Here is a 20,082-nt window from a genome sequence, read left to right on the forward strand (position 1 = left end):
CATGGCCGACAAAGCGGAGGAAATGCCGAAAGGCCGGTCGGAATCGACCAGCCTTTCGAGGTCAGGGGGTGGCTAGCCCGCCTTGACCTTCACGGCCTTGCTCTCGTGGTGCAGCCGGTCCAGCGAGGTGACCAGGTACGTCCCCGCCGACTTCACGGTGTAGGACGGGCCGCTCACCACGGCCACCAGGTTGCGCGCGTCGGTGGTGTGGCAGTCCTTGCCGGACTTCGGCACCTGGTACACGGCGTACCCGCGGGCCCCCTCGGAGGCCTTCCACGACAGCTTCGTGCCCTCGGCCTTGGCCCCGGCGGGCGCGGCCGGGGCTGACCCGCCGAGCGAGTCCTTCACCGGTAGCAGCGCCGGGCGGCTGTAGTAGGTCTTGACCAGCCGGTCGACCGACCCGAGCGGGTTGGCCACCAGGTTCTTGGCGCTGAAGTAGACGGCGCCGTCGACCTGCTTGCTGGCGCGGTTGACGCCCACCTGGGCGGCGAGCTCACCCGGCTTGAGCCAGGCCTTGTCGTCCTTGGCGCCGACCCGGTAGAGGCCCTGGCCGATGTAGAGCTGCACGTCGCTGCCCTTGACCTCGTTGGACCACCAGCGGGTCAGCGTGGTGTAGTCGGCCAGCTTGTGGCCGCGCGGCCAGTAGAGCTGGGGCAGCACGTAATCGACGGTGCCGGCCTTGATCCAGGCGCGCGCGTCGGCGTAGATCGAGTCGTAGGCGGACATGCCGGACGTGCTCGACCCCGTCGGGTCCTGGGCCTTGTTGCGCCAGATGCCGAACGGGCTGATGCCGAACTTCACGTGCTCCTTGGCGGCGTGCACGGCCTCGTCCACCTGCGCGACGAGCTTGTTGACGTTGCCGCGCCGCCAGTCGGCGAGCTTGTCGCCCTTGCCGTACTTGCGGAAGGCGGCGGTGTCGTCGAACTTCGCCCCCGCCACGGGGTAGGGGTAGAAGTAGTCGTCGAAGTGCACGCCGTCGACGTCGTAACGGTCGACGACGTCGGTGATGACCTTGGTCACGTGCTCGCGCACGGCGGGCAAACCAGGGTTGTAGTACAGGCGGCCGCCGTACTTGACGGTCCAGTCGGGATGCTGGCGTGCCGGATGGTTGGCGGGCAGCGCGGCGGTGCTGTCGCCGTAGGAGGCGCGGTACGGGTTGAACCACGCGTGGAACTCCATGCCGCGCTTGTGCGCCTCGTCGATGAGGAACGGCAGCGGATCCCAGCCGGGGTCCTTGCCCGCGGTGCCGGTGAGGTACTGCGACCAGGGCTCCAGCGAGCTCTTGTAGAGGGCGTCGGAGGCGGGCCTGACCTGGACGAAGACCGCGTTCATGTTGCGCTTGGCGGCGCTGTCCAGGATCTTGACGTAGTCGGCCTTCTGCCTGTCGGCGCTCTGCCCGGCCTTGGAGGGCCAGTCGATGTTCTGGGTCGTGGCGATCCACACCCCGCGCAGCTCACGCTTGGGATAGCGGGCATCGGCCTTGCAGGCCGCGGCGGGGGGTGCGGCGACGGTCGTCTTCTTCTCGCTCGCTGCGGGGCTCTCGCCGGGTCCGAAGACGTAGGCGGCGGTCGTCGTGGCGACGGCCAGGGCAGCAGCGGCTAGGAGTGGGCGTCCAGTTCGCATAGTGCCACCCAGTGTGACAGCTGCTCCGGCATGCTCGGTACGAAAAACCGAAATCAAGTCGTGACACATTTGTGACAAAAGCCTACGGCTGGGCCGGGAGGGACAAATCCCTCCCGGTCCTCAACGGGCCTCAATCCGTTGCCGTCACCTTGGTCGCGAGGTTCGGCGGCAGCGGTTCGTAGCGCAGGAACGTCCGCGTGAACGTGCCCGTACCGTGTGACATAGATCTCAGATCGATCGCGTACCGCGTTATCTCCAGCTCCGGCACCTCGGCCTTGACCAGCGTACGGCCGGTGCCGACCGGCTCCGTGCCGAGCACGCGCCCGCGCCGCGACGACAGGTCGGACATCACCGACCCGACGTAGTCGTCGGTCACCAGCACCGACAGTTCGTCCACGGGTTCGAGCAGCAGGGTCGACACCTTCGCCGCGGCCTCCTTCAGCGCGAGCTGCCCCGCGATCTGGAAGGCCATGTCGGAGGAGTCGACGGAGTGCGCCTTGCCGTCGTACAGGGTGACCCGCACGTCCACCATCGGGTAACCGGCGATGACGCCGCGCTCCATCTGGGCCCGCACGCCCTTCTCCACCGACGGGATGAACTGCCGGGGCACCACGCCGCCCACGATCTTGTCCACGAACTCGAAGCCCCCGCCGGACGGCAGCGGCTCGACCTCCAGGTGGCAGATGGCGTACTGGCCGTGGCCGCCGGTCTGCTTGACGTTGCGGCCCATCGCCTGGCACTTGCCGCCGAACGTCTCGCGCAGCGGCACCCGCAGGTCGATCCGCTCGACCTCCACGCCGTGCCGCTTGGCCAGGCGGTCGAGCAGCACGTCGGTGTGCGCCTCGCCCATGCACCACAGGACGAGCTGGCGGGTCTCGGCGTTGTTCTCCAGCCGCAGCGTCGGGTCCTCGGCGACCAGCCGGCCAAGTGCCTGCGACAGCTTGTCCTCGTCGGCCTTGGACTTGGCCCTGATCGCCACCGGCAGCAGCGGGTCGGGCATGGTCCAGGAGGTCATCAGCAGCGGGTGCTCGACCTCCGACAGGGTGTCGCCGGTCTCGGCGCGCGACAGCTTGGCCACGGCCACGATGTCGCCCGCCATGCCCTTGGCCGCGCCGCGCTGCTGCTTACCCAGCGGGCACGTCAGGGTGCCGATGCGCTCGTCCACGTCGTGGTCCTCGTGGCCGCGGTCGGCCAGGCCGTGCCCGGAGACGTGCACGGTCATGTCCGGGCGCAGGGTGCCGGAGAAGACGCGGACGAGGCTGATGCGGCCCACGTACGGGTCGCTGGTGGTCTTGACGACCTCCGCCACGAGCGGCCCGTCAGGGTCGCACGCGATGCCCTTGACCGGCTTGCCGGACAGGTCGGTGATCTCGGGCATGGGATGTTCGAGCGGGGACGGGAAGCCCTGCGTGATCAGTTCCAGCAGCTCCTGGGCGCCCACGCCGATGCCGCTGCACAGCACCGGGTAGAAGCTGCCGCGGGCGACGGCCTTCTCCAGGTCCTCGATGAGCACCTTGGTGTCGATGGGCTCGCCCTCCAGGTATCTCTCCATGAGCGACTCGTCCTCGCTCTCCTGGATGATGCCCTCGATCAGCGTGCCGCGGTGCTCCTCGATCTGCGCCTCGTACTCCGCGCCGGGCTCCTTCACCGTGCGCTCGCCTGTGGCGTAGTTGTAGAACTTCTGCGTCAGGAGCCCGATCAGCCCGTTGACGTGGCCGTTGGTGATCACCGGGAGGTAGAGCGGCGCGACACCGTCGCCGAAGATGTCCTGGCAGGTCGCGAGCACCTCGTCGAAGTCCGCCCGCTGGTGGTCGATCTTGGTGATCACGACCGCCCGCGGCATGCCGACCTGCGAGCACTCCTCCCAGAGCATCTGTGTGAGACCGTCGACCCCGTCGGAGGCCGACACCACGAACAGCGCCGCGTCGGCCGCGCGCAGCCCCGCGCGCAGGTCACCGACGAAGTCGGCGTAGCCGGGGGTGTCGAGAAGGTTGATCTTGATGCCGTTGTGCACCAGCGGCGCCACGGCGAGGTTGACCGACCGTTGCTGCCGGACCTCCACCTCGTCGAAGTCGCTGACCGTGTTGCCGTCCTCCACCCGTCCCGGGCGCTGAATGGTGCCCGTCGCGGCCAGCAGCTGCTCGACGAGGGTCGTCTTACCCGCTCCTGAGTGGCCGACCAGCACGACATTGCGTATCGCATCCGCCCTGTCGGCCGCTGGTGCCCTGCCCGCGGCTCCCACGGCGCCACCAGAGTTTCTTTCCGCCACATCGGCCTCCCGCGTCGTCGGTTGTCGCCAACGCCGCGCCCGCGCGGAGGGAGAGAGAAACCGCATGGACGCGGTGTGTTCACCAAATACCCGTGTGGCGGATATCACAAGGGGGGCGGGGCAAAGAAAGTTGTCAGGCGCGTCATGGCCTACGATCGGACCGCGATGCTCAAACTCCTGCGCCCGGCCATGACCCGGATACTCACCCCGCTGGGCAGGGCCCTCGTCGGCCGCGGGATCGGCCCGAACGCCGTCACGGCGGTCGGCACCCTCGGCACCGTCGTGTCCGCCCTGCTCTTCTTCCCCCTGGGCCACCTCACCTGGGGGGCTCTGGCCATCACCGTCTTCGTGCTGTTCGACCTGCTCGACGGCGTGGTGGCCCGGCTCGGCGGGAAGGGGGGCAGCACCTGGGGGGCCTTCCTCGACTCCACGCTCGACCGGGTCGCCGACGCCGCCATCTTCGCCGGCCTGATCCTGTACTTCATCTCCGCCGGCGACACCCTGATGGCCGCGGTGACGCTGGTCTGCCTGGTCGCCGGCGCCGTGGTCTCCTACGCCAAGGCCAGGGCGGAGGGGCTCGGGCTCACGGCCGACGTCGGGCTGGCCGAGCGGCCGGAGCGGCTGGTGGTGGCGCTGGTCGCCGCCTGCTTCGCCGGGCTGGGCGTTCCGTACGTCCTGCCCGTGGGCATGTGGCTGCTCGCGGTGGCCAGCCTGATCACCGTGGGCCAGCGGGTGGTGGCCGTATACCAGCAGACGAGGGAGCAATGAGCGAGAAGGTGTCCTTCGGCGACCGCGTCGTGGCCGGCGGGTTCGCGGCGGGGTGGAAGCTCGTGCCGCTGCTGCCGCAGCGCCCGACGGCCGCGGTCTTCCGCTTCCTGGCCGACCGGGTGTGGAGCAGGCGCGGCAAGTCCGTACGCCGCCTGGAGTCCAACCTGGCCAGGGTGACCGGCCTGACGCCCGGCAGCCGGGAGCTGCGCGAGCTGAGCAGGGCCGGGATGCGCTCCTACTTCCGCTACTTCCACGAGATCTTCCGCCTGCCGTCGATGGACCGCGGCGAGCTCGTCCGCCGCACCCACGTCATCGGGGCCGAGCACATCCACGACACCGTGGCCGCCGGGCGGGGCGTGGTGTTAGCGCTGCCGCACATGGGCAACTGGGACCAGGCGGGCGCCTGGCTGGTGGGCGTGGGCCACCCGTTCACCACCGTGGCCGAGCGGCTCAAGCCCGAGTCGCTGTTCCGCCGCTACGTGGCCTTCCGCGAGGGGCTCGGCATGGAGGTGCTGCCGCTCACGGGCGGCGACGGGCACAACTTCGGCACCCTGGCGACGCGGGTGCGCAAGGGCGGCGTGGTCTGCCTGCCGGCCGAGCGCGACCTGACCAAGAGCGGCGTCGAGGTGAGCTTCTTCGGCGCGGCCACCAAGTACCCGGCGGGCCCGCCGCTGCTGGCCGTGCAGACGGGCGCGGCGCTGCTGCCCGCCACCGTCTACTTCGTGGGCGACGACTGGGGCATCCACATCCACCCCGAGCTGCCCGTCCCCGCCGAGGGCACCAGGCAGGAGAAGGTCGCCGCCGTGGCGCAGGGCCTGGCCGACGTGTTCGAGAAGGGCATCTCCGAGCATCCCGAGGACTGGCACATGCTGCAGCGGCTCTGGCTCGACGACCTGGAACCCCGATGAGGGTCGGCATCGTCTGCCCGTACGCGTGGGACGTGCCGGGCGGCGTCAAACAGCACATCGACGACCTGGCGCAGGCGCTCATCGCGCAGGGGCACGACGTGTCGGTGATCGCGCCCGCCGCCGACGACGAGGAGCTGCCCCCGTACGTGACGGGGGCCGGCCGGGCGATCCCGGTGCCGTACAACGGGTCGGTGGCGCGGATGTCGTTCGGGTTCCTGTCGGCCGCGCGGGTGCGGCGCTGGGTGCGTACGGGCGGCTTCGACGTGCTGCACATCCACGAGCCGCTGATCCCCAGCCTGGGCGTGCTGGCCTGCTGGGCGGCCAAGGGGCCGATCGTGGCCACGTTCCACGCCTCCTTCACCCGCTCGCGGGCGATCGCCGTGGCGGAGCCGCTGCTGCGCAGCGCGCTGGAGAAGCTCAGCGGCCGCATCGCGGTCTCCGACGCGGCCCGCAAGAGCCTGGTCGAGCAGTTCGGCGGCGACACCGTGCTCATCCCGAACGGCGTCACCGTCGCCCGCTACACCGAGGCCGAGCCGCTCGACGGCTGGGGCCCCGACGGGCGCACGCTGGGCTTCCTCGGCCGCATGGACGAGGAGCGCAAGGGCCTGCCGATCCTGCTGGAGGCGTTCGGCGCGCTGGCGGCCGAGCGGCCGGAGGTGAAGCTGCTCATCGCGGGCCCCGGCGACGAGAAGGACGTCTACGACCAGGTGCCGAAGCGGTTCCGCGACCGGGTGACCGTGCTGGGCATGGTCAGCGAGGCCGACAAGATCCGCGCCTACCACTCGGTTGACGTGTTCGTGGCGCCCAACACGCGCGGCGAGAGCTTCGGCATCGTGCTGGCCGAGGCGATGGCGTCCGGGGCGACGGTGCTGGCCAGCGACATCCCGGCGTTCCGCAAGGTGCTGGGCGACGGGCAGGCGGGCGCGCTGTTCGCCAACCGCGACCCGGCCTCGCTGGCGCGGGAGGCCGCCGCGCTGCTCGACGCGCCTGAGCGGCGCGCCAAGCTGGCGGCCGAGGCGCTGGTGGCGGTCAGGAAGTACGACTGGTCCACGGTGGCGCGCGACGTCGTGCGCGTCTACGAGACCGTCACCACGAGCGGCGCCGGCCGTGTGGAGGAAGATCTGTGACGTCCACCATGATCGTGCTGATCGTGGGCATCGTGGTGGTGCTCACGGCCGTCTACATCTCCTGGCGGGCGGGCCGTCTCGACCGCCTGCACATCCGCCTGGAGCTGGCCCAGGAGTCGCTGGACGCCGCGCTGATGCGGCGCCGCGCCGTCGTGCTGGAGCTGGCCGGCTCGCGCCTGCTCGACCCGGCCACGTCGCTGGTGCTGGCCGCGGCGGCCCACGAGGCCAGGTCGGCGGGCCCTGAGGAGCGCGAGCACGCCGAGAGCGACCTGTCGCGGACGTTGCGGGCCGTGGTGGACCAGGACCGGTTCAGGGAGAAGCTCGCGGAGTCGCCTGGGGGCCGCGAGCTGCTGGAGGAGCTCGACACGGCGGTGGCCAAGGTGGTCTACTCGCGCCGCTTCTACAACAACGCGGTCGGGGTGACGCGCGCGGCTCAGGACCGCTGGCTCGCCAGGACGTTGCGCCTGGCCGGGCACACCGAATACCCACAATTCTTCGAGATTGATGACAATCCGCCCGCAGCCATGGCAACTGAATGACCTAATTTGGGGAAGCCAGTAAGCTTCATCCCGTTTTCGGGCTGAAGCGAGGAGAGTTACACGTGCGGCTACCCCGGATGATCACGGTCTACCTGGCCGGAGCGGCCGTGCTGCTGCCCGTGGCGGCCTGTTCCCCGGACGACCCGGCGGCCGGCCAGGCCCCCGCGCCGTCCGCCACGGCGGCGCCCAGCGAGGAGCCGGAAGAGGTCAACGCCCATCCGTTCACCGGCAAGCCGTACGAGACGCTCAAGCCCGTACTGGCCGTGAAGATCGAGAACACCGCGGCGGGCAAGCCGCAGCTCGGCCTCAAGAGCGCGGACATCGTCTACATCGAGCAGGTCGAGGCGGGCCTGACCCGCCTCATGGCCGTCTTCTCCTCCAAGCTGCCGGCCAAGGTGGGCCCGGTGCGCAGCGCGCGCATCTCCGACCTGCACATCGCGCCGCAGTTCGGCAAGCCGGCCTTCTCCTACTCCGGCGCGCAGACCAAGATGCTGCCGTTCATCGCCGAGGCCTCCCTGTGGGACGTCGGCGACACCCGCAACCCCGGCGCCTACTTCCGCCAGCCCGGCCGCTTCGCCCCCTACAACCTGTTCGCCAACACCAAGCAGCTCCTGGCCAAGGCGCCCAAGGCGAGCAAGGCCAAGGACATCGGCTTCACCTTCGGCGACGCCCCGGCCGAGGGCGGCGTGGACAAGAAGTCGTACACCGTCAGGTGGCCCGCGGCCCGCTTCACCTTCGCCTGGTCGCAGGACAAGGAGCAGTGGCTGATCTGGCAGGACGGCAAGAAGGACATGGCGGCGGAGGGCGGCCAGCTCGGCGCGCCGACGATCGTCATCCAGTACACCAAGACCGAGCGCTCGGAGTTCCACGACAAGAACGACAGCTACACGCCGCTCGTGCACACCACGGGCAAGGGTTCCGCGATCGTGCTGCGTGACGGTAAAGCTTTCAAGGCGCGGTGGGAACGGGAATCGGAGGAGAGCGGCACGACGTTCACCACTGAGAGCGGCGAGCCGATGAACTTCGCCCCCGGCCAGGTCTGGGTCGCCCTCGCCAGCCGCAAGCCTGTCATTCCGTAGAAGTCGGGGAGTGAATCCTGACATCTTGGCATGTCGGGGGAGGGGTCCTCCAGGACCTACGATGGGCTTGAAAAACTGACCGAATCGCCGTGAGAGCCCGTGAGGATGACCGTGTCGACCAGCACGCCAGAAAGCACCCCCGTCACCGGAACCGCGCGCGTCAAGCGCGGCATGGCCGAGATGCTCAAGGGCGGCGTCATCATGGACGTCGTCACCCCCGAGCAGGCCAAGATCGCTGAGGATGCCGGCGCGGTGGCCGTCATGGCCCTGGAGCGCGTGCCCGCCGACATCCGCGCCCAGGGCGGCGTGTCCCGGATGAGCGACCCCGACATGATCGACGGCATCATCGCCGCCGTCTCGATCCCCGTCATGGCCAAGGCCCGCATCGGTCACTTCGTCGAGGCCAAGGTGCTGCAGTCGCTCGGCGTCGACTACGTCGACGAGTCCGAGGTGCTCACCCCGGCCGACTACGCCAACCACATCGACAAGTGGCAGTTCACCGTGCCGTTCGTGTGCGGGGCCACCAACCTCGGCGAGGCCATGCGCCGCATCACCGAGGGCGCGGCCATGATCCGCTCCAAGGGCGAGGCCGGCACGGGTGACGTCTCCAACGCCGTCACCCACATGCGCACGATCCGCGCCGAGATCAAGCGGCTCACCTCGCTGCCCGAGGACGAGCTGTACGTCGCCGCCAAGGAGCTGCAGGCCCCGTACGAGCTGGTCGTCGAGGTCGCCAAGACCGGCAAGCTGCCGGTCGTGCTGTTCACCGCCGGCGGCATCGCCACCCCGGCCGACGCCGCGATGATGATGCAGCTCGGCGCCGAGGGCGTGTTCGTGGGCTCGGGCATCTTCAAGTCGGGCGACCCGGCCAAGCGCGCCGCGGCCATCGTCAAGGCCACGACGTTCTACGACGACCCCGACGTCATCGCCAAGGTCTCGCGCGGCCTGGGCGAGGCGATGGTCGGCATCAACGTCGACGAGATCCCGCAGCCGCACCGGCTGGCCGAGCGCGGCTGGTAACCGGCGCGTCGTCGCAGGTCACGGCGGTGGCGGTGTGAGACGATCACTTCCGGCAGGCCGACGGCGGCCTGGCGGGGGCGCCACCGCGTGACGGTGAAAATTGCCAAGTAAGGCGGCATCCGCGAAGGATGTCGCCTTTTTGGTGTTGTGTGGCGTTCACCACGTGGTCATGATCCTCAGTAAAGCTACGGGTCAACCCTCGTCCCCAGATCGTCCCGGGAGCCACACGTGTCCAAGCTGAACCGCAGACACTTCCTCGTCACGGGGTTAGCCGCAGGCGCCGCCGCGGCGATCCCCGCGGGTGCCGCGCACGCCGGCCCCGACCCGTCCGCCGAGACGGCCCAGACGCTGGCCTCGCGCGGCCTGACCACCGATCCGTTCACGCTCGGCGTCGCCTGCGGCGACCCCGACAGCGAGGGCTTCGTCATCTGGACCAGGCTCGCCCAGCAGCCCATGGCCGAGGACGGCTTCGGCGGCATGCCGCAGCGGCCCTTCCCCGTGCAGTGGCAGATCTACGCCGACGAGCGGGCCCGCCGCGTCGTCCGCACCGGCGTGTCCGTCGCCGCCCCCGAGTGGGGCCACAGCGTGCACGTCGAGGTGCAGGGGCTCAGCTCCGACCGCGAGTACTGGTACCGCTTCCGCGTCGGCCCGTACGTCTCGGCGCTCGGCCGCGCCCGCACCGCCCCGCACCCCCTCTCCTACGGCGGCGGCCTGGCCATGGCCTTCGTCTCCTGCGCCCAGTACGAGCACGGCTACTTCACCTCCTACCGCCGCCTGGCCGAGGAGCACCCGGACCTCGTCCTGCACCTCGGCGACTACCAGTACGAGTACACCAAGAACACCTACACGATCCCCGGCGGCAACGTCCGCCACCACGAGGGGCCCGAGACCGAGACCCTGGCCGGCTACCGCCAGCGGCACGCCCAGTACAAGGCCGACCCCGACCTCCAGGCCGCGCACGCCGCCGCGCCCTGGCTGGTCGTCTGGGACGACCACGAGCTCGACAACAACTGGGCCGACGAGGTGCCGGAGAAGCCCGAGGTCCCCCAGCCGGACTTCCTGACCAGGCGCGAGGCCGCCTTCCGCGCCTACTACGAGAACATGCCGCTGCGCCGCACCTCGATCCCGCGCGGCATCGACATGCAGCTCTACCGGCGCATCCGGTGGGGCCGGATGGCCACCTTCCACATGCTCGACACCCGCCAGTACCGCGACGACCAGGGCTGCGGCGACGGCTACAAGGACTGCCCCGCCGCCGTGGACCCGGCCCGCTCGATCACCGGCGCCGAGCAGGAGGAGTGGCTGCTGAACGGCTTCCGCCACTCCCGCGCGCAGTGGGACATCCTCGGCCAGCAGGTCTTCTTCGCCCAGCGCGACAACAACGCCGGGCCCGTCAAGGTCACCTCCCAGGACTCCTGGGACGGGTACGTCGCCTCCCGCCGGCGCATCACGCAGGGCTGGATCGACGCGCAGGTGCGCAACCCCGTCGTGCTGACCGGCGACGTGCACGCCCACTGGGCCAGCGACCTCAAGCTCGACTACGACGACCCGACCGGGCCGACCGTGGGCTCCGAGCTGGTGGCCACGTCGATCTCGACCGGCGGGAACGGCGCCGACTCCGACCCGGCCCAGCACCCGTTCCTGGCCATCAATCCGCACCTGAAGTTCTACAACAACCAGCGCGGCTACGTGCTGACGAGGATCGAGCGCGACCAGTTGTCCGCCGACTTCAAGGTCGTGCCGACGGTGCAGACGCCGGGCTCCGAGGTGTACACGCGGGCCACGTACGTCATCGAGGACCGGGTGCCCGGCGTGCAGCAGACGTACCTGCGGCCGCTCGACCCGACGATGCGCAGCGCGGCGGCGATGACCGTGGAGGAGACGGTCCGCCTGGAGACCGAGCGCCCGTAACCCACTCCTGGACCAGCGTGGGCACGCCGAACCTCCTGGGCGTGCCCACGCTCTCTTTACGGCCGGAATATTAGCCAGGCTAAGTTAGTTGGGCTAAGCATGAGGGACGATCCCACCCGCCTGGCCGAGCAGGTCTCCACCGTGCTGCGGCACCTGGTCCTCCTGCTCAGGCGCACCGTCGCCGGCCAGCCCGTGACCAGCCAGCAGTACGGCGTGCTCGGCTCGCTCGAAGCCGGCCCCCGCCGGATGACGGAGCTGGCCGAGGAGCACGCCGTACAGCTCCCCACCATGACCGTGCAGATCAACCGCCTGGAGGACGCCGGCCTGGTGGCCCGCGGCTCCGACCCCGCGGACGCCCGCGTCAGGACGGTCGAGCTGACGCAGGAGGGCCGCGACCGGCTCGGAGCCGTCCGCAGGGCCAGGATCGCCCGCCTCACCACGGAACTGGCCGCGCTCACGGAGGACGAGCGCGCCACCCTCGCGGCAGCCCTGCCCGTCCTGGCCAAGCTCGGACGCGCCCAGGAACGCCCCTAGGAGAAGGAGCACCATGCAATCCGGCGGCGGAATCCTTCGCCAGCCCATGTCCGTCTGGGCCACCGCGTTCGCCGCGGTCGTGGCCTTCATGGGCATCGGCCTGGTCGACCCCATCCTGCCTTCCATCGCCCAAGGGCTGAACGCCACCCCCAGCCAGGTCTCGCTGCTGTTCACCAGCTACTTCCTGGTCACCGCCGTGGCCATGCTGATCACCGGCTGGGTCTCCAGCCGCATCGGCGGCAAGCGCACGCTGCTCGTCGGGCTGGTGCTGGTCATCGTGTTCGCGGCGCTGGCCGGCACCTCCGGCAGCGTCGCCGAGCTCGTCGGCTTCCGCGCCGGCTGGGGCCTGGGCAACGCGCTGTTCGTGGCCACCGCGCTGGCCGTCATCGTCGGCGCCGCCAGCGGCGGCGCGGAATCGGCCATCATCCTGTACGAGGCCGCGCTCGGCCTCGGCATCTCGCTGGGCCCCCTCGCCGGCGCCCTGCTCGGCGACTGGAACTGGCGGGCCCCGTTCTTCGGCACCGCCACGCTCATGGCAGTCGGCTTCGTGCTGATCGTCACGATGCTCCGCACCACCCCCAGACCCGCCCAGAAGACCCGGCTGAGCGCCCCCATCAGGGCGCTGGCGCACGGCGGCCTGTCCACGACCGCCTTCACCGCGCTGTTCTACAACTTCGCGTTCTTCACCGTGCTGGCGTTCACGCCGTTCATCCTCGGCATGTCCGCCTACGGCATCGGCGCCGTCTTCTTCGGCTGGGGCGTCTGCGTGGCGCTGTCGTCGGTCTTCGCCGCGCCGCCGCTGCAGCGCAGGATCGGCTCGGTGAACGTGCTGCACCTGGCGCTGGCCCTGCTGGCCGTCTTCCAGATCGGCATCGCGCTGTCGGGCCACGCGGGCGTCATCGTGTTCACCATCCTGTCGGGCATCCCCATCGGCCTCAACAACACCGTCTTCACCGAGTCGGCCATGGAGGTCTCCGACGCGCCCAGGCCGGTCGCGTCGGCGGGCTACAACTTCGTGCGCTGGATGGGCGGCGCGCTGGCCCCGTTCATCGCCACCAAGCTCGGCGAGGAGGTCGGGATCGCGGTGCCGTACGTGGTGGGCGCGCTGTGCTGCGTCGTCGGCATGGCCATCCTCTACACCAGGCGCCACCACCTGAGGTCCCTGTCCCGCGTGGACGCCGATCACACGGCGCACGACGCCGAGACCGTGCCCGCCACGTGATTTGCTGTGTCCCACCATGATGGGACACATCCTGCTGCTCCTGGCGAGCCTCCTTCCCGTCCAGCAGGCGAACCTGGCCGTGATGACCTGGAACGTCTGCACCGGGACCAACTCCGGCTGCCGCCTCTACCGGGCGACCGCCGTCGAGCTCGCCGGGCACGTCGGCGGGCAGGCGCTCGCACACCGGTCGGAAGTGATCTTCCTCCAGGAGTTCTGCACCGGCGCGACGGGCGCGCTGGAGCTGTGGCTCGAACAACGCACCGGGCGGCCATGGACGATCGGCTCCTGGGGCCTGACCAACCAGGACGGCACCCCGTACGCCTGCCACCCCGACCTGCTCGGCCGCCCGCGCGGCGCGCAGAGCATCGCCGTCGCGGTGGCGGGCGACGCGGCCGTCGAGGTGCACCCGCTGCCCGCCCCGCCCTGGTACGTCAAGCGGGCCGCCATCTGCGCGGACCTGCCCGCCAGGAAGGTCCGCGCCTGCGGCACCCACCTGTCCGCGGGCACCGCCTACGACGACCGCCAGCCGGGCGCGCCGTACCGCACCGAGCAGCTCCGGCGGCTGCTGGAGATCTCCGCCAAGCCCGGCTACCGCAGCGTCGTCGGCGGCGACCTCAACGTCTCGCCGCCCGACAGCGGCTACGGCTCCGCCGCCGGACGCCGGGCCGTCGCCCCCTTCTACCGCGCCTACCAGGAATGCGACCAGCGGGGCGGGCGGCGTACCGGAGGGTGGACCAGGCAGGGCAAGAAGCTCGACTACCTCTTCGCCCCCAAGGGCAGCGTGCGGCGCTGCCACGTGGCCCGCGAGATCACCCTGTCGGACCACAAGCCCGCACACATCGAGGTGACCCTCTAGGAAGACTCCAGGCCATCCTGGTGTTGAATATCTGGCAACCCGTACCCGGACGAAAGGATCGACTGTGCCCTCGATCGGTGTGCTCGCCCTCCAGGGGGACGTGCGCGAGCATCTGCGCATGCTCCAGGAGGCAGGCGCCACGGCCACAGCCGTGCGCCGTCCCGCCGAGCTGGACGCGGTCGACGCCCTGGTCATCCCCGGCGGCGAGTCGACCACGATGTGGAAGCTGGCCGAAACCTTCGACATGCTGCAGCCGCTGCGCCTGCGCGTCAAGGAGGGCATGCCCGCCTACGGCTCCTGCGCCGGCATGATCATGCTGGCCGACCGGATCGAGGACGGCATCGCCGGGCAGCAGACCATCGGCGGCATCGACATGGTGGTCAGGCGCAACGCCTTCGGCCGTCAGGTCCATTCCTTCGAGGCCGACCTCGACTTCGGCGGGGAGCAGGTACACGCGATCTTCATCCGGGCTCCCTGGGTCGAATCGGTCGGCGCGGACGTCGAAGTGCTGGGCAGGTGCGAGCCTGGGGATAGGATCGTCGCGGTCCGTCAAGGGCCGTTGCTCGCTACGTCGTTCCATCCCGAGCTCACCGGGGACGTACGCGTGCACCGTTACTTCGTAGACATGGTGAGGGAGCTCTAGGTAATGTCCGGCCACTCCAAATGGGCGACGACGAAGCACAAGAAGGCCGCGCTCGACGCCAAGCGCGGCAAGCTGTTCGCCAAGCTCATCAAGAACATCGAAGTGGCGGCACGGACCGGTGGCCCTGACCCGGACGCCAACCCCACCCTCTTCGACGCCATCTTCAAGGCGAAGAAGAACTCCGTGCCCAACGACAACATCGAGCGGGCGCGCAAGCGGGGCGGCGGCCTGGAGGCGGGCGGCGCCGACTGGCAGACGATCATGTACGAGGGGTACGCGCCCGGCGGCGTCGCCGTGCTCATCGAGTGCCTCACCGACAACCGCAACCGCGCCGCCTCCGAGGTGCGCGTCGCGCTGACCCGCAACGGCGGCTCGCTGGCCGACCCCGGGTCCGTCTCGTACATGTTCAACCGCAAGGGCGTCGTGATCGTCCCCAAGGCCGACGGGCTCGACGAGGACACCGTGCTGATGGCCGTGCTCGACGCGGGCGCCGAGGAGGTCAACGACCTGGGCGACACCTTCGAGGTCGTCTCCGAGGCGGGCGACCTGGTGCCGGTGCGCAAGGCGCTGCAGGACGCCGGGATCGACTACGACTCCGCCGAGTCCGGCTTCCTGCCGACGATGAGCGTGCCGCTCGACGAGGAGGGCGCCAAGAAGGTGTTCCGCCTCATCGACGCGCTGGAGGACAGCGACGACGTGCAGAACGTCTTCGCCAACTTCGACGTCTCCGACGAGGTGCTGGCGGCGCTCGACTAGCGTACGGACGCTCGTAGGGGCGCTCGTACGGGCGCTTTCGCAAGGGCCTGGCGCACGCCGGGCCCTCCGTCATGCCCGCCGCCCGCCGTATTCGGTGCATTTCAGGCCGTATGGCGATCTTCCCTGCCCAACGCGTTTCATCGCGTGCGAGCGGGCCCTGGGCAGCGTAGGGTCTGGCGACGTGACTTCCCCCACCCCTCCTCAGACGTACGTGTCATCCGCTCTCGGCTGGCTCCTGGCCGTGCCTGCGCTGCTCGGCACCCTCATCACCCTGGTGCTGCCGACCGCCCAGACGATCTGGCTCAGCTTCCAGAGCGGCGGCGTCCTGCGGGAGAGCACCTACGTGGGGCTGGCCAACTACGGCGAGCTGCTCGGCGAGGCCGCCTTCTGGCGGGCGCTCGGCTTCACCTTCTCGCTGACCGTGATCCCGCTGCTGGTGGCCGTCGTGGTGGGGCCGCTGCTGGCGCTGGCGCTCGACAGGGCGGGCACCTGGACCCGCCGCGCCGGGCGGATCGTGCTCTCGCTGGCGATCGTCGCCTTCTCGCCGGTGGCGGTCGCGGGGGCGTGGCTGCGCGGCTCGATCGGGCAGGCGTCCGGGCTCGTCACCCTCGCGGAAGGGCTGCGCGAGCCCGCGACCGCGCCGGGCACGCTGCGGCTGATCGTCGCGGCGGCCACGTTCGGGCTGGTGTGCGCGCTGGCCGTGATCGCGTTCCTGCCCGCCCTGCGCGGCGGCACCGCGGGGCCCGCGACGCTGGTCGTCGGCGTGCTCGTCGGGCTCGCCGTGGTGGCCGTGGGGCTCCAGACGTTCTCGATCGGGCTGGTGCTCACGCGGGGCGGCCCTCAGCGGGCCACAGAGACGCTCGCGGGGCTGCAGTTCGACTACGCCTTCCGGCTGGCCGAGTTCGGGCCTGGGGCGTCCGTGGCGGCCCTCACGGGGGTGATCCTGGGCGTGCTGGGGATCGTCGCCACGGTCGTCGCGGCGGCCACCCGGCTCAGCATCACACTGACCCCGCGCACCCCGGCCCCGCATGCTCCGGCCCCGCACGCTCCGGCCCCGCACGCTCCGGTCCCGGGCGTCCAGGCCCCGGGCACTCCGTTCCCGGACGCCCCGGCCCCGGACACCCGGGCCACGGCCGTCGGGATGACCGTGGTGGGCGTCGCCGCGCTCGTGCTCGTCACCGCGGTCGGCATCGTCCTCACCTGGCCCTGGATGGACGGCGTCCTCGCCTCGCCCGCCACCCCGGCCGGCACCGTCACCACCCAGGTCAACACCTGGGCCCCCGCCATCGCGGGCGCGATCGTCTCGGTGGGCGTGGCGTACCTGGCGGCGCTCGGCATCGGCGGCCTGCGCCCGCTGGGCAGGGCCAGCGAGTGGCTGCTGCTGCTCTTCGCCCCCTGGCTGTTCGTCGGCCCCGGCCCGCTCTCCGTCGCCAACTGGCAGAACGTCCACAACCTCGGCCTCATCGACACCTTCCCCGCGCTCATCCAGCCCCTCCTGGTGAGCGTCCCTGCGCTGCTGGTGCTCACGCTCCTGTGCAAGGGCCTGGCCGAGCGGGCGCGCCCCGGCGACTTCTTCGGCGGCGTGCTGCTGCCGTCCCTGCCCATGGCGGGCGTCCTGGTCGGCGCCGTCGCGCTCCTGAACGCCCACGACCTGCTCTGGCCGATGCTGGTCGTGCAGAAGCAGGACCTGTTCACCACCCCGCTGGCCCAGGCGAACCAGCTCACCGGCTTCGCCGTGACCTCACCCGACGTGGCCGCCGCCACGCCGCTGGTCGTCGTCGCCGTCGCGCTGGCCGCGCTGGTGGCCGCCCAGCTCCTGTACCTGGACCGGCTCGCCATCCGGACAAACGGCTCGCAGGTTCGCACATCGGGTGCGTAGGGTGGCCGCTTGTGGAGATACGCGACCTGACTGCCGAAGACCTCGACGACGTCCTTGACCTGCGTAGGCGCTCGTTCGGCCCGCTGTCCGCCGACGACAGGGAGCGGTGGCGCAAGGCCGTGCTCCCGGCGCTGGGGGAGGGCCGCTACCTGGGGGCGTTCGACGGCAGCCGGCTGGCCGCCGCGGCGCGCCTGCGCCGGTTCACGCAGTGGTGGCACGGCAGGCCGCAGCCGATGGCGGGCGTCGCGGGCGTCACGGTCAACCCCGAGGACCGCGGGCGCGGCGTCGGCAGCGCCATCATGCGCGCGGTCATCGGCCGCGCCGCCGACCTCGGCGACGCCGTCTCCGCGCTCTACCCGGCCACCACGGCGATCTACCGCGGGGTCGGCTTCGAGCACGCCGGAGCCCAGTACAACGTGCGCCTGCCCGCCGAGTCGCTGCGCGGGATCCGGCCGTCCGGGCAGGTCAAGCTGCGCAGGATGGGTCCCGGCGACGCGGCCGAGCTGATGGCGGTGCTGCACCGCGTGCACGGGGCCGCCCGCTCCAGCGGGCCGATCTCGTGGGACGAGGACACCTGGAACCTGTGGCTGGCCAACGAGGACGACTTCCTTTACCTCGCCGACGACGGCTACGTCGTCTACCGGTGGCGCGGCGACGACATGGAGGTCGAGAACCTCGTCGCCGCCTCCTCCGACACCCTGCGCGCCCTGTGGTCCATGGTCGGCAGCGCCTCCACGATCGCGCGCGAGGTCGTCGCCTCCGTGGCGCCGGACGACCCGGTGCTGTGGCTGCTGCGCGAGCGGACGAAGGAGCAGGTGCAGCAGGTGCGCTGGATGTTCCGGGTGCTGGACGTGGCCGCCGCCGTGGAGCGTAGAGGCTTCCCCTCGAACGCGTCCTGCGAGGCCGTCGTCACCGTCGACGACCCGATCAGGGGCGGCGGCACGTGGCGGCTGACCATCTCCAACGGCTCCGGCACCGCCACGCCGGACTCCTCGATCGATGAGTCCGGCGTCAAGCTCTCAGTGAACGGCTTCTCCGCCCTGTACGCCGGCATTCCCACCCGAACCCTCCGCCTCGCCGGCCTCATGTCCGGACATGAACGACACGACGCCGCCCTCGACGCCGCCTTCGCCGCCAAGCCCTACATGCTCGACTACTTCTGATCCCCGCTTCCCGCTGCACACCCCTCCCAGCCGGGGTAAAGTCTCATGCCGAACAGATGTTCGGCGACGGGATGGTGGGCCGGTGCGGGTGATGGGCGTCGATCCGGGGCTGACCCGGTGCGGCCTCGGTGCTGTCGAGGGGCGCCCCGGCGCGCCACTGAGTCTGGTGGCCGTCGGGGTGGTGCGCACGGGGGCCGACGAGGAGCTCGGCACCCGCCTCGTCGGCATCGAAGCCGGCATCGAAAGCTGGCTCGACGAGGTGCGGCCCGACGCGGTGGCGGTGGAGCGCGTCTTCAGCCAGCACAACGTACGCACCGTCATGGGCACGGCCCAGGCCGCGGGCATCGCGGTGCTCTGCGCGGCCAGGCGCGGCCTCCCGGTGGCCCTGCACACGCCGTCGGAGGTCAAGGCCGCCATCACCGGCAGCGGCACCGCAGACAAGAAGCAGATCGGCGCCATGGTCACCCGGCTGCTGCGCCTCTCCGAGATGCCCAAGCCCGCCGACGCCGCCGACGCCCTTGCGCTGGCCATCTGCCACGTGTGGCGCGGCGGCGCCCAGCATCGCCTCTCCGAGGCCCTGGCCCGCGCCACCAGCCGAAGGAACCCGGCCCGATGACCGCGCGGCCCGCCGCGCGTGGCGCGAGTGGGCTCTTCGCCGCCGAATGCGCTATGACAGGAAACCGGATCGTGAAGAGAAGCCGGAACGTGGTGCGCCCCTCGGCAGGCAGCCGGGACGCGGCATGGCCTCCGACGGGACGCTGGACCGCGATGCGGCCGGTGGCCGGCCGTGGGGTCGTGGTGCGGCTTTCGGCAGGCTGCCGGGTCGTGACGCGGCCTGCGGTGGGCCGCCGGGTGGTGGTTCGGTTTTCGGCGGGCTGCCGGATCGTGGTACGGCGGATGACAGGAAGCCGGGTCGTGGCGCGGCTGACGACAGGAGGACGGGTGTGATCGCTTCGGTGGCGGGCAAGGTGACGGCGATCGCGCCCGACGGGGCCGTGATCGAGGTCGGCGGCGTCGGCATCCTCACCCACTGCACCCCCGGCACGCTCGCGACCCTCAGGATGGGCGAGCAGGCGCGCCTGGCCACCTCGCTGGTGGTGCGCGAGGAGTCACTCACCCTGTACGGCTTCGCCACCGACGACGAGCGCGTCGTGTTCGAGCTCCTGCAAACCGCCAGCGGCGTCGGCCCCAAGCTGGCCCTGGCGATGCTCGCCGTGCACACCCCCAACACGCTCCGGGTCGCCGTGGCCAGCGCCGACGTCAAGGCGCTCACGCAGGTGCCTGGCATCGGGCAGAAGGGGGCACAGCGCATCATCCTGGAGCTGAAGGACCGGCTCGGCACCCCGGAAGAGGCCGTGGACGCCGCACTCAACGGCCGGCGCCGGGCGGCGGCTTGGCGCGACCAGGTGCACTCGGGGCTGGTGGGGCTCGGCTACTCGGGCAAGGACGCCGACGAGGCCGTCGCCGCCGTCGAGCCGGACGCCGACGCCGAGCTCGCCGCGGGCCGCCAGCCGCAGGTGGCCGCCCTCCTGAAGGCCGCACTCCGCTCGCTGAGCGTCCGATGACTTCCACACTCGCCGCCCCGAAGCACGTCAAGCGCCTGCCGGCTGCCGTCCTCCGCGCTCGAAAGCCCGCTGAGGGCCGAACGACCCCGGTGCCCTGCGCGGGAAGGCCCGCCAAGCGGCTCTGCGCCCGGCAGCCCGTCAGGCGTCCGATGACTTGCGCGTCCTCAGCTCAGAAGCCCGCCGGGCAGGCGTCGGCTCGCGCGCTCTCCCTCCGCCACCC

The 20,082-nt window shown here is 71.0% G+C and carries 18 protein-coding genes; 16 read left to right on the plus strand and 2 right to left on the minus strand.

Features of this window, described 5'->3' with window-relative positions:
- Nucleotides 1–72 precede the first annotated feature (72 nt).
- Nucleotides 73–1,623, minus strand: coding sequence for a glycoside hydrolase family 10-like protein (locus ABD331_RS36380; RefSeq protein ID WP_344485324.1), 1,551 nt, complete (start codon nt 1,621–1,623; stop codon nt 73–75).
- Nucleotides 1,624–1,753: 130 nt separating this feature from the next.
- Nucleotides 1,754–3,892, minus strand: a complete 2,139-nt coding sequence (locus ABD331_RS36385; RefSeq protein WP_344485326.1) for an elongation factor G-like protein EF-G2 — start codon at nt 3,890–3,892, stop codon at nt 1,754–1,756.
- Nucleotides 3,893–4,036: 144 nt separating this feature from the next.
- On the opposite strand from ABD331_RS36385, the gene pgsA reads away from it, so the two are divergent.
- The 16 genes from pgsA (at nt 4,037) to ruvA (ending at nt 19,862) form a co-directional block, all read left to right on the plus strand.
- Nucleotides 4,037–4,660, plus strand: a complete 624-nt coding sequence (gene pgsA / locus ABD331_RS36390; protein ID WP_344485328.1) for a phosphatidylinositol phosphate synthase — start codon at nt 4,037–4,039, stop codon at nt 4,658–4,660.
- Nucleotides 4,657–5,568 carry a phosphatidylinositol mannoside acyltransferase gene (locus tag ABD331_RS36395; protein WP_344485331.1) on the plus strand — a complete coding sequence of 304 codons (912 nt, stop codon included), beginning with the start codon at nt 4,657–4,659 and terminating at the stop codon, nt 5,566–5,568. Before pgsA ends, ABD331_RS36395 begins: the two co-directional genes overlap by 4 nt.
- A complete protein-coding gene (locus ABD331_RS36400; RefSeq protein ID WP_344485334.1) occupies nt 5,565–6,695 on the plus strand; it encodes a glycosyltransferase family 4 protein in 1,131 nt (376 codons plus the stop codon). The genes ABD331_RS36395 and ABD331_RS36400 overlap by 4 nt, the downstream gene beginning before the upstream one ends.
- Nucleotides 6,692–7,234: a hypothetical protein gene (locus tag ABD331_RS36405; protein ID WP_344485337.1), complete on the plus strand. Its 543-nt coding sequence runs from the start codon at nt 6,692–6,694 to the stop codon at nt 7,232–7,234. Before ABD331_RS36400 ends, ABD331_RS36405 begins: the two co-directional genes overlap by 4 nt.
- Nucleotides 7,235–7,296: 62 nt before the next feature.
- The gene (locus ABD331_RS36410) at nt 7,297–8,313 is read left to right on the plus strand and encodes a DUF3048 domain-containing protein (RefSeq protein WP_344485340.1); all 1,017 of its coding nucleotides are present in this window, start codon (nt 7,297–7,299) and stop codon (nt 8,311–8,313) included.
- Between the two features lie 105 nt (nt 8,314–8,418).
- Complete coding sequence (gene pdxS / locus ABD331_RS36415) at nt 8,419–9,333, plus strand: pyridoxal 5'-phosphate synthase lyase subunit PdxS (RefSeq protein WP_344485637.1); 915 nt, start codon at nt 8,419–8,421, stop codon at nt 9,331–9,333.
- A gap of 228 nt (nt 9,334–9,561) precedes the next feature.
- Nucleotides 9,562–11,244 carry an alkaline phosphatase D family protein gene (locus ABD331_RS36420; protein ID WP_344485343.1) on the plus strand — a complete coding sequence of 561 codons (1,683 nt, stop codon included), beginning with the start codon at nt 9,562–9,564 and terminating at the stop codon, nt 11,242–11,244.
- 99 nt (nt 11,245–11,343) lie between these two features.
- Nucleotides 11,344–11,778 carry a MarR family winged helix-turn-helix transcriptional regulator gene (locus tag ABD331_RS36425; RefSeq protein ID WP_344485346.1) on the plus strand — a complete coding sequence of 145 codons (435 nt, stop codon included), beginning with the start codon at nt 11,344–11,346 and terminating at the stop codon, nt 11,776–11,778.
- A gap of 46 nt (nt 11,779–11,824) precedes the next feature.
- Nucleotides 11,825–13,000 carry an MFS transporter gene (locus ABD331_RS36430; RefSeq protein WP_344485349.1) on the plus strand — a complete coding sequence of 392 codons (1,176 nt, stop codon included), beginning with the start codon at nt 11,825–11,827 and terminating at the stop codon, nt 12,998–13,000.
- 16 nt (nt 13,001–13,016) lie between these two features.
- Nucleotides 13,017–13,856, plus strand: coding sequence for an endonuclease/exonuclease/phosphatase family protein (locus tag ABD331_RS36435; protein ID WP_344485352.1), 840 nt, complete (start codon nt 13,017–13,019; stop codon nt 13,854–13,856).
- A 64-nt stretch (nt 13,857–13,920) separates the two neighbouring features.
- A complete protein-coding gene (gene pdxT / locus ABD331_RS36440; RefSeq protein WP_344485355.1) occupies nt 13,921–14,499 on the plus strand; it encodes a pyridoxal 5'-phosphate synthase glutaminase subunit PdxT in 579 nt (192 codons plus the stop codon).
- A gap of 3 nt (nt 14,500–14,502) precedes the next feature.
- Nucleotides 14,503–15,255 (plus strand): YebC/PmpR family DNA-binding transcriptional regulator, encoded by a 753-nt coding sequence (locus tag ABD331_RS36445; RefSeq protein WP_148436580.1) that lies wholly within the window; start codon nt 14,503–14,505, stop codon nt 15,253–15,255.
- Nucleotides 15,256–15,436: 181 nt separating this feature from the next.
- Nucleotides 15,437–17,134: a hypothetical protein gene (locus ABD331_RS36450; RefSeq protein WP_344485360.1), complete on the plus strand. Its 1,698-nt coding sequence runs from the start codon at nt 15,437–15,439 to the stop codon at nt 17,132–17,134.
- Between the two features lie 11 nt (nt 17,135–17,145).
- On the plus strand, nt 17,146–18,297 hold the full coding sequence (locus tag ABD331_RS36455) for a GNAT family N-acetyltransferase (protein ID WP_344485363.1): 1,152 nt from the start codon (nt 17,146–17,148) through the stop codon (nt 18,295–18,297).
- Nucleotides 18,298–18,379: 82 nt separating this feature from the next.
- Entirely contained in the window at nt 18,380–18,913 is a 534-nt protein-coding gene (gene ruvC, locus ABD331_RS36460) for a crossover junction endodeoxyribonuclease RuvC (protein ID WP_344485366.1), read from the plus strand.
- Nucleotides 18,914–19,241: 328 nt separating this feature from the next.
- Nucleotides 19,242–19,862: a Holliday junction branch migration protein RuvA gene (gene ruvA / locus ABD331_RS36465; RefSeq protein WP_344485369.1), complete on the plus strand. Its 621-nt coding sequence runs from the start codon at nt 19,242–19,244 to the stop codon at nt 19,860–19,862.
- Nucleotides 19,863–20,082 lie beyond the last annotated feature (220 nt).

Source organism: Nonomuraea monospora (assembly GCF_039531895.1).
GTDB lineage: Bacteria > Actinomycetota > Actinomycetes > Streptosporangiales > Streptosporangiaceae > Nonomuraea > Nonomuraea monospora.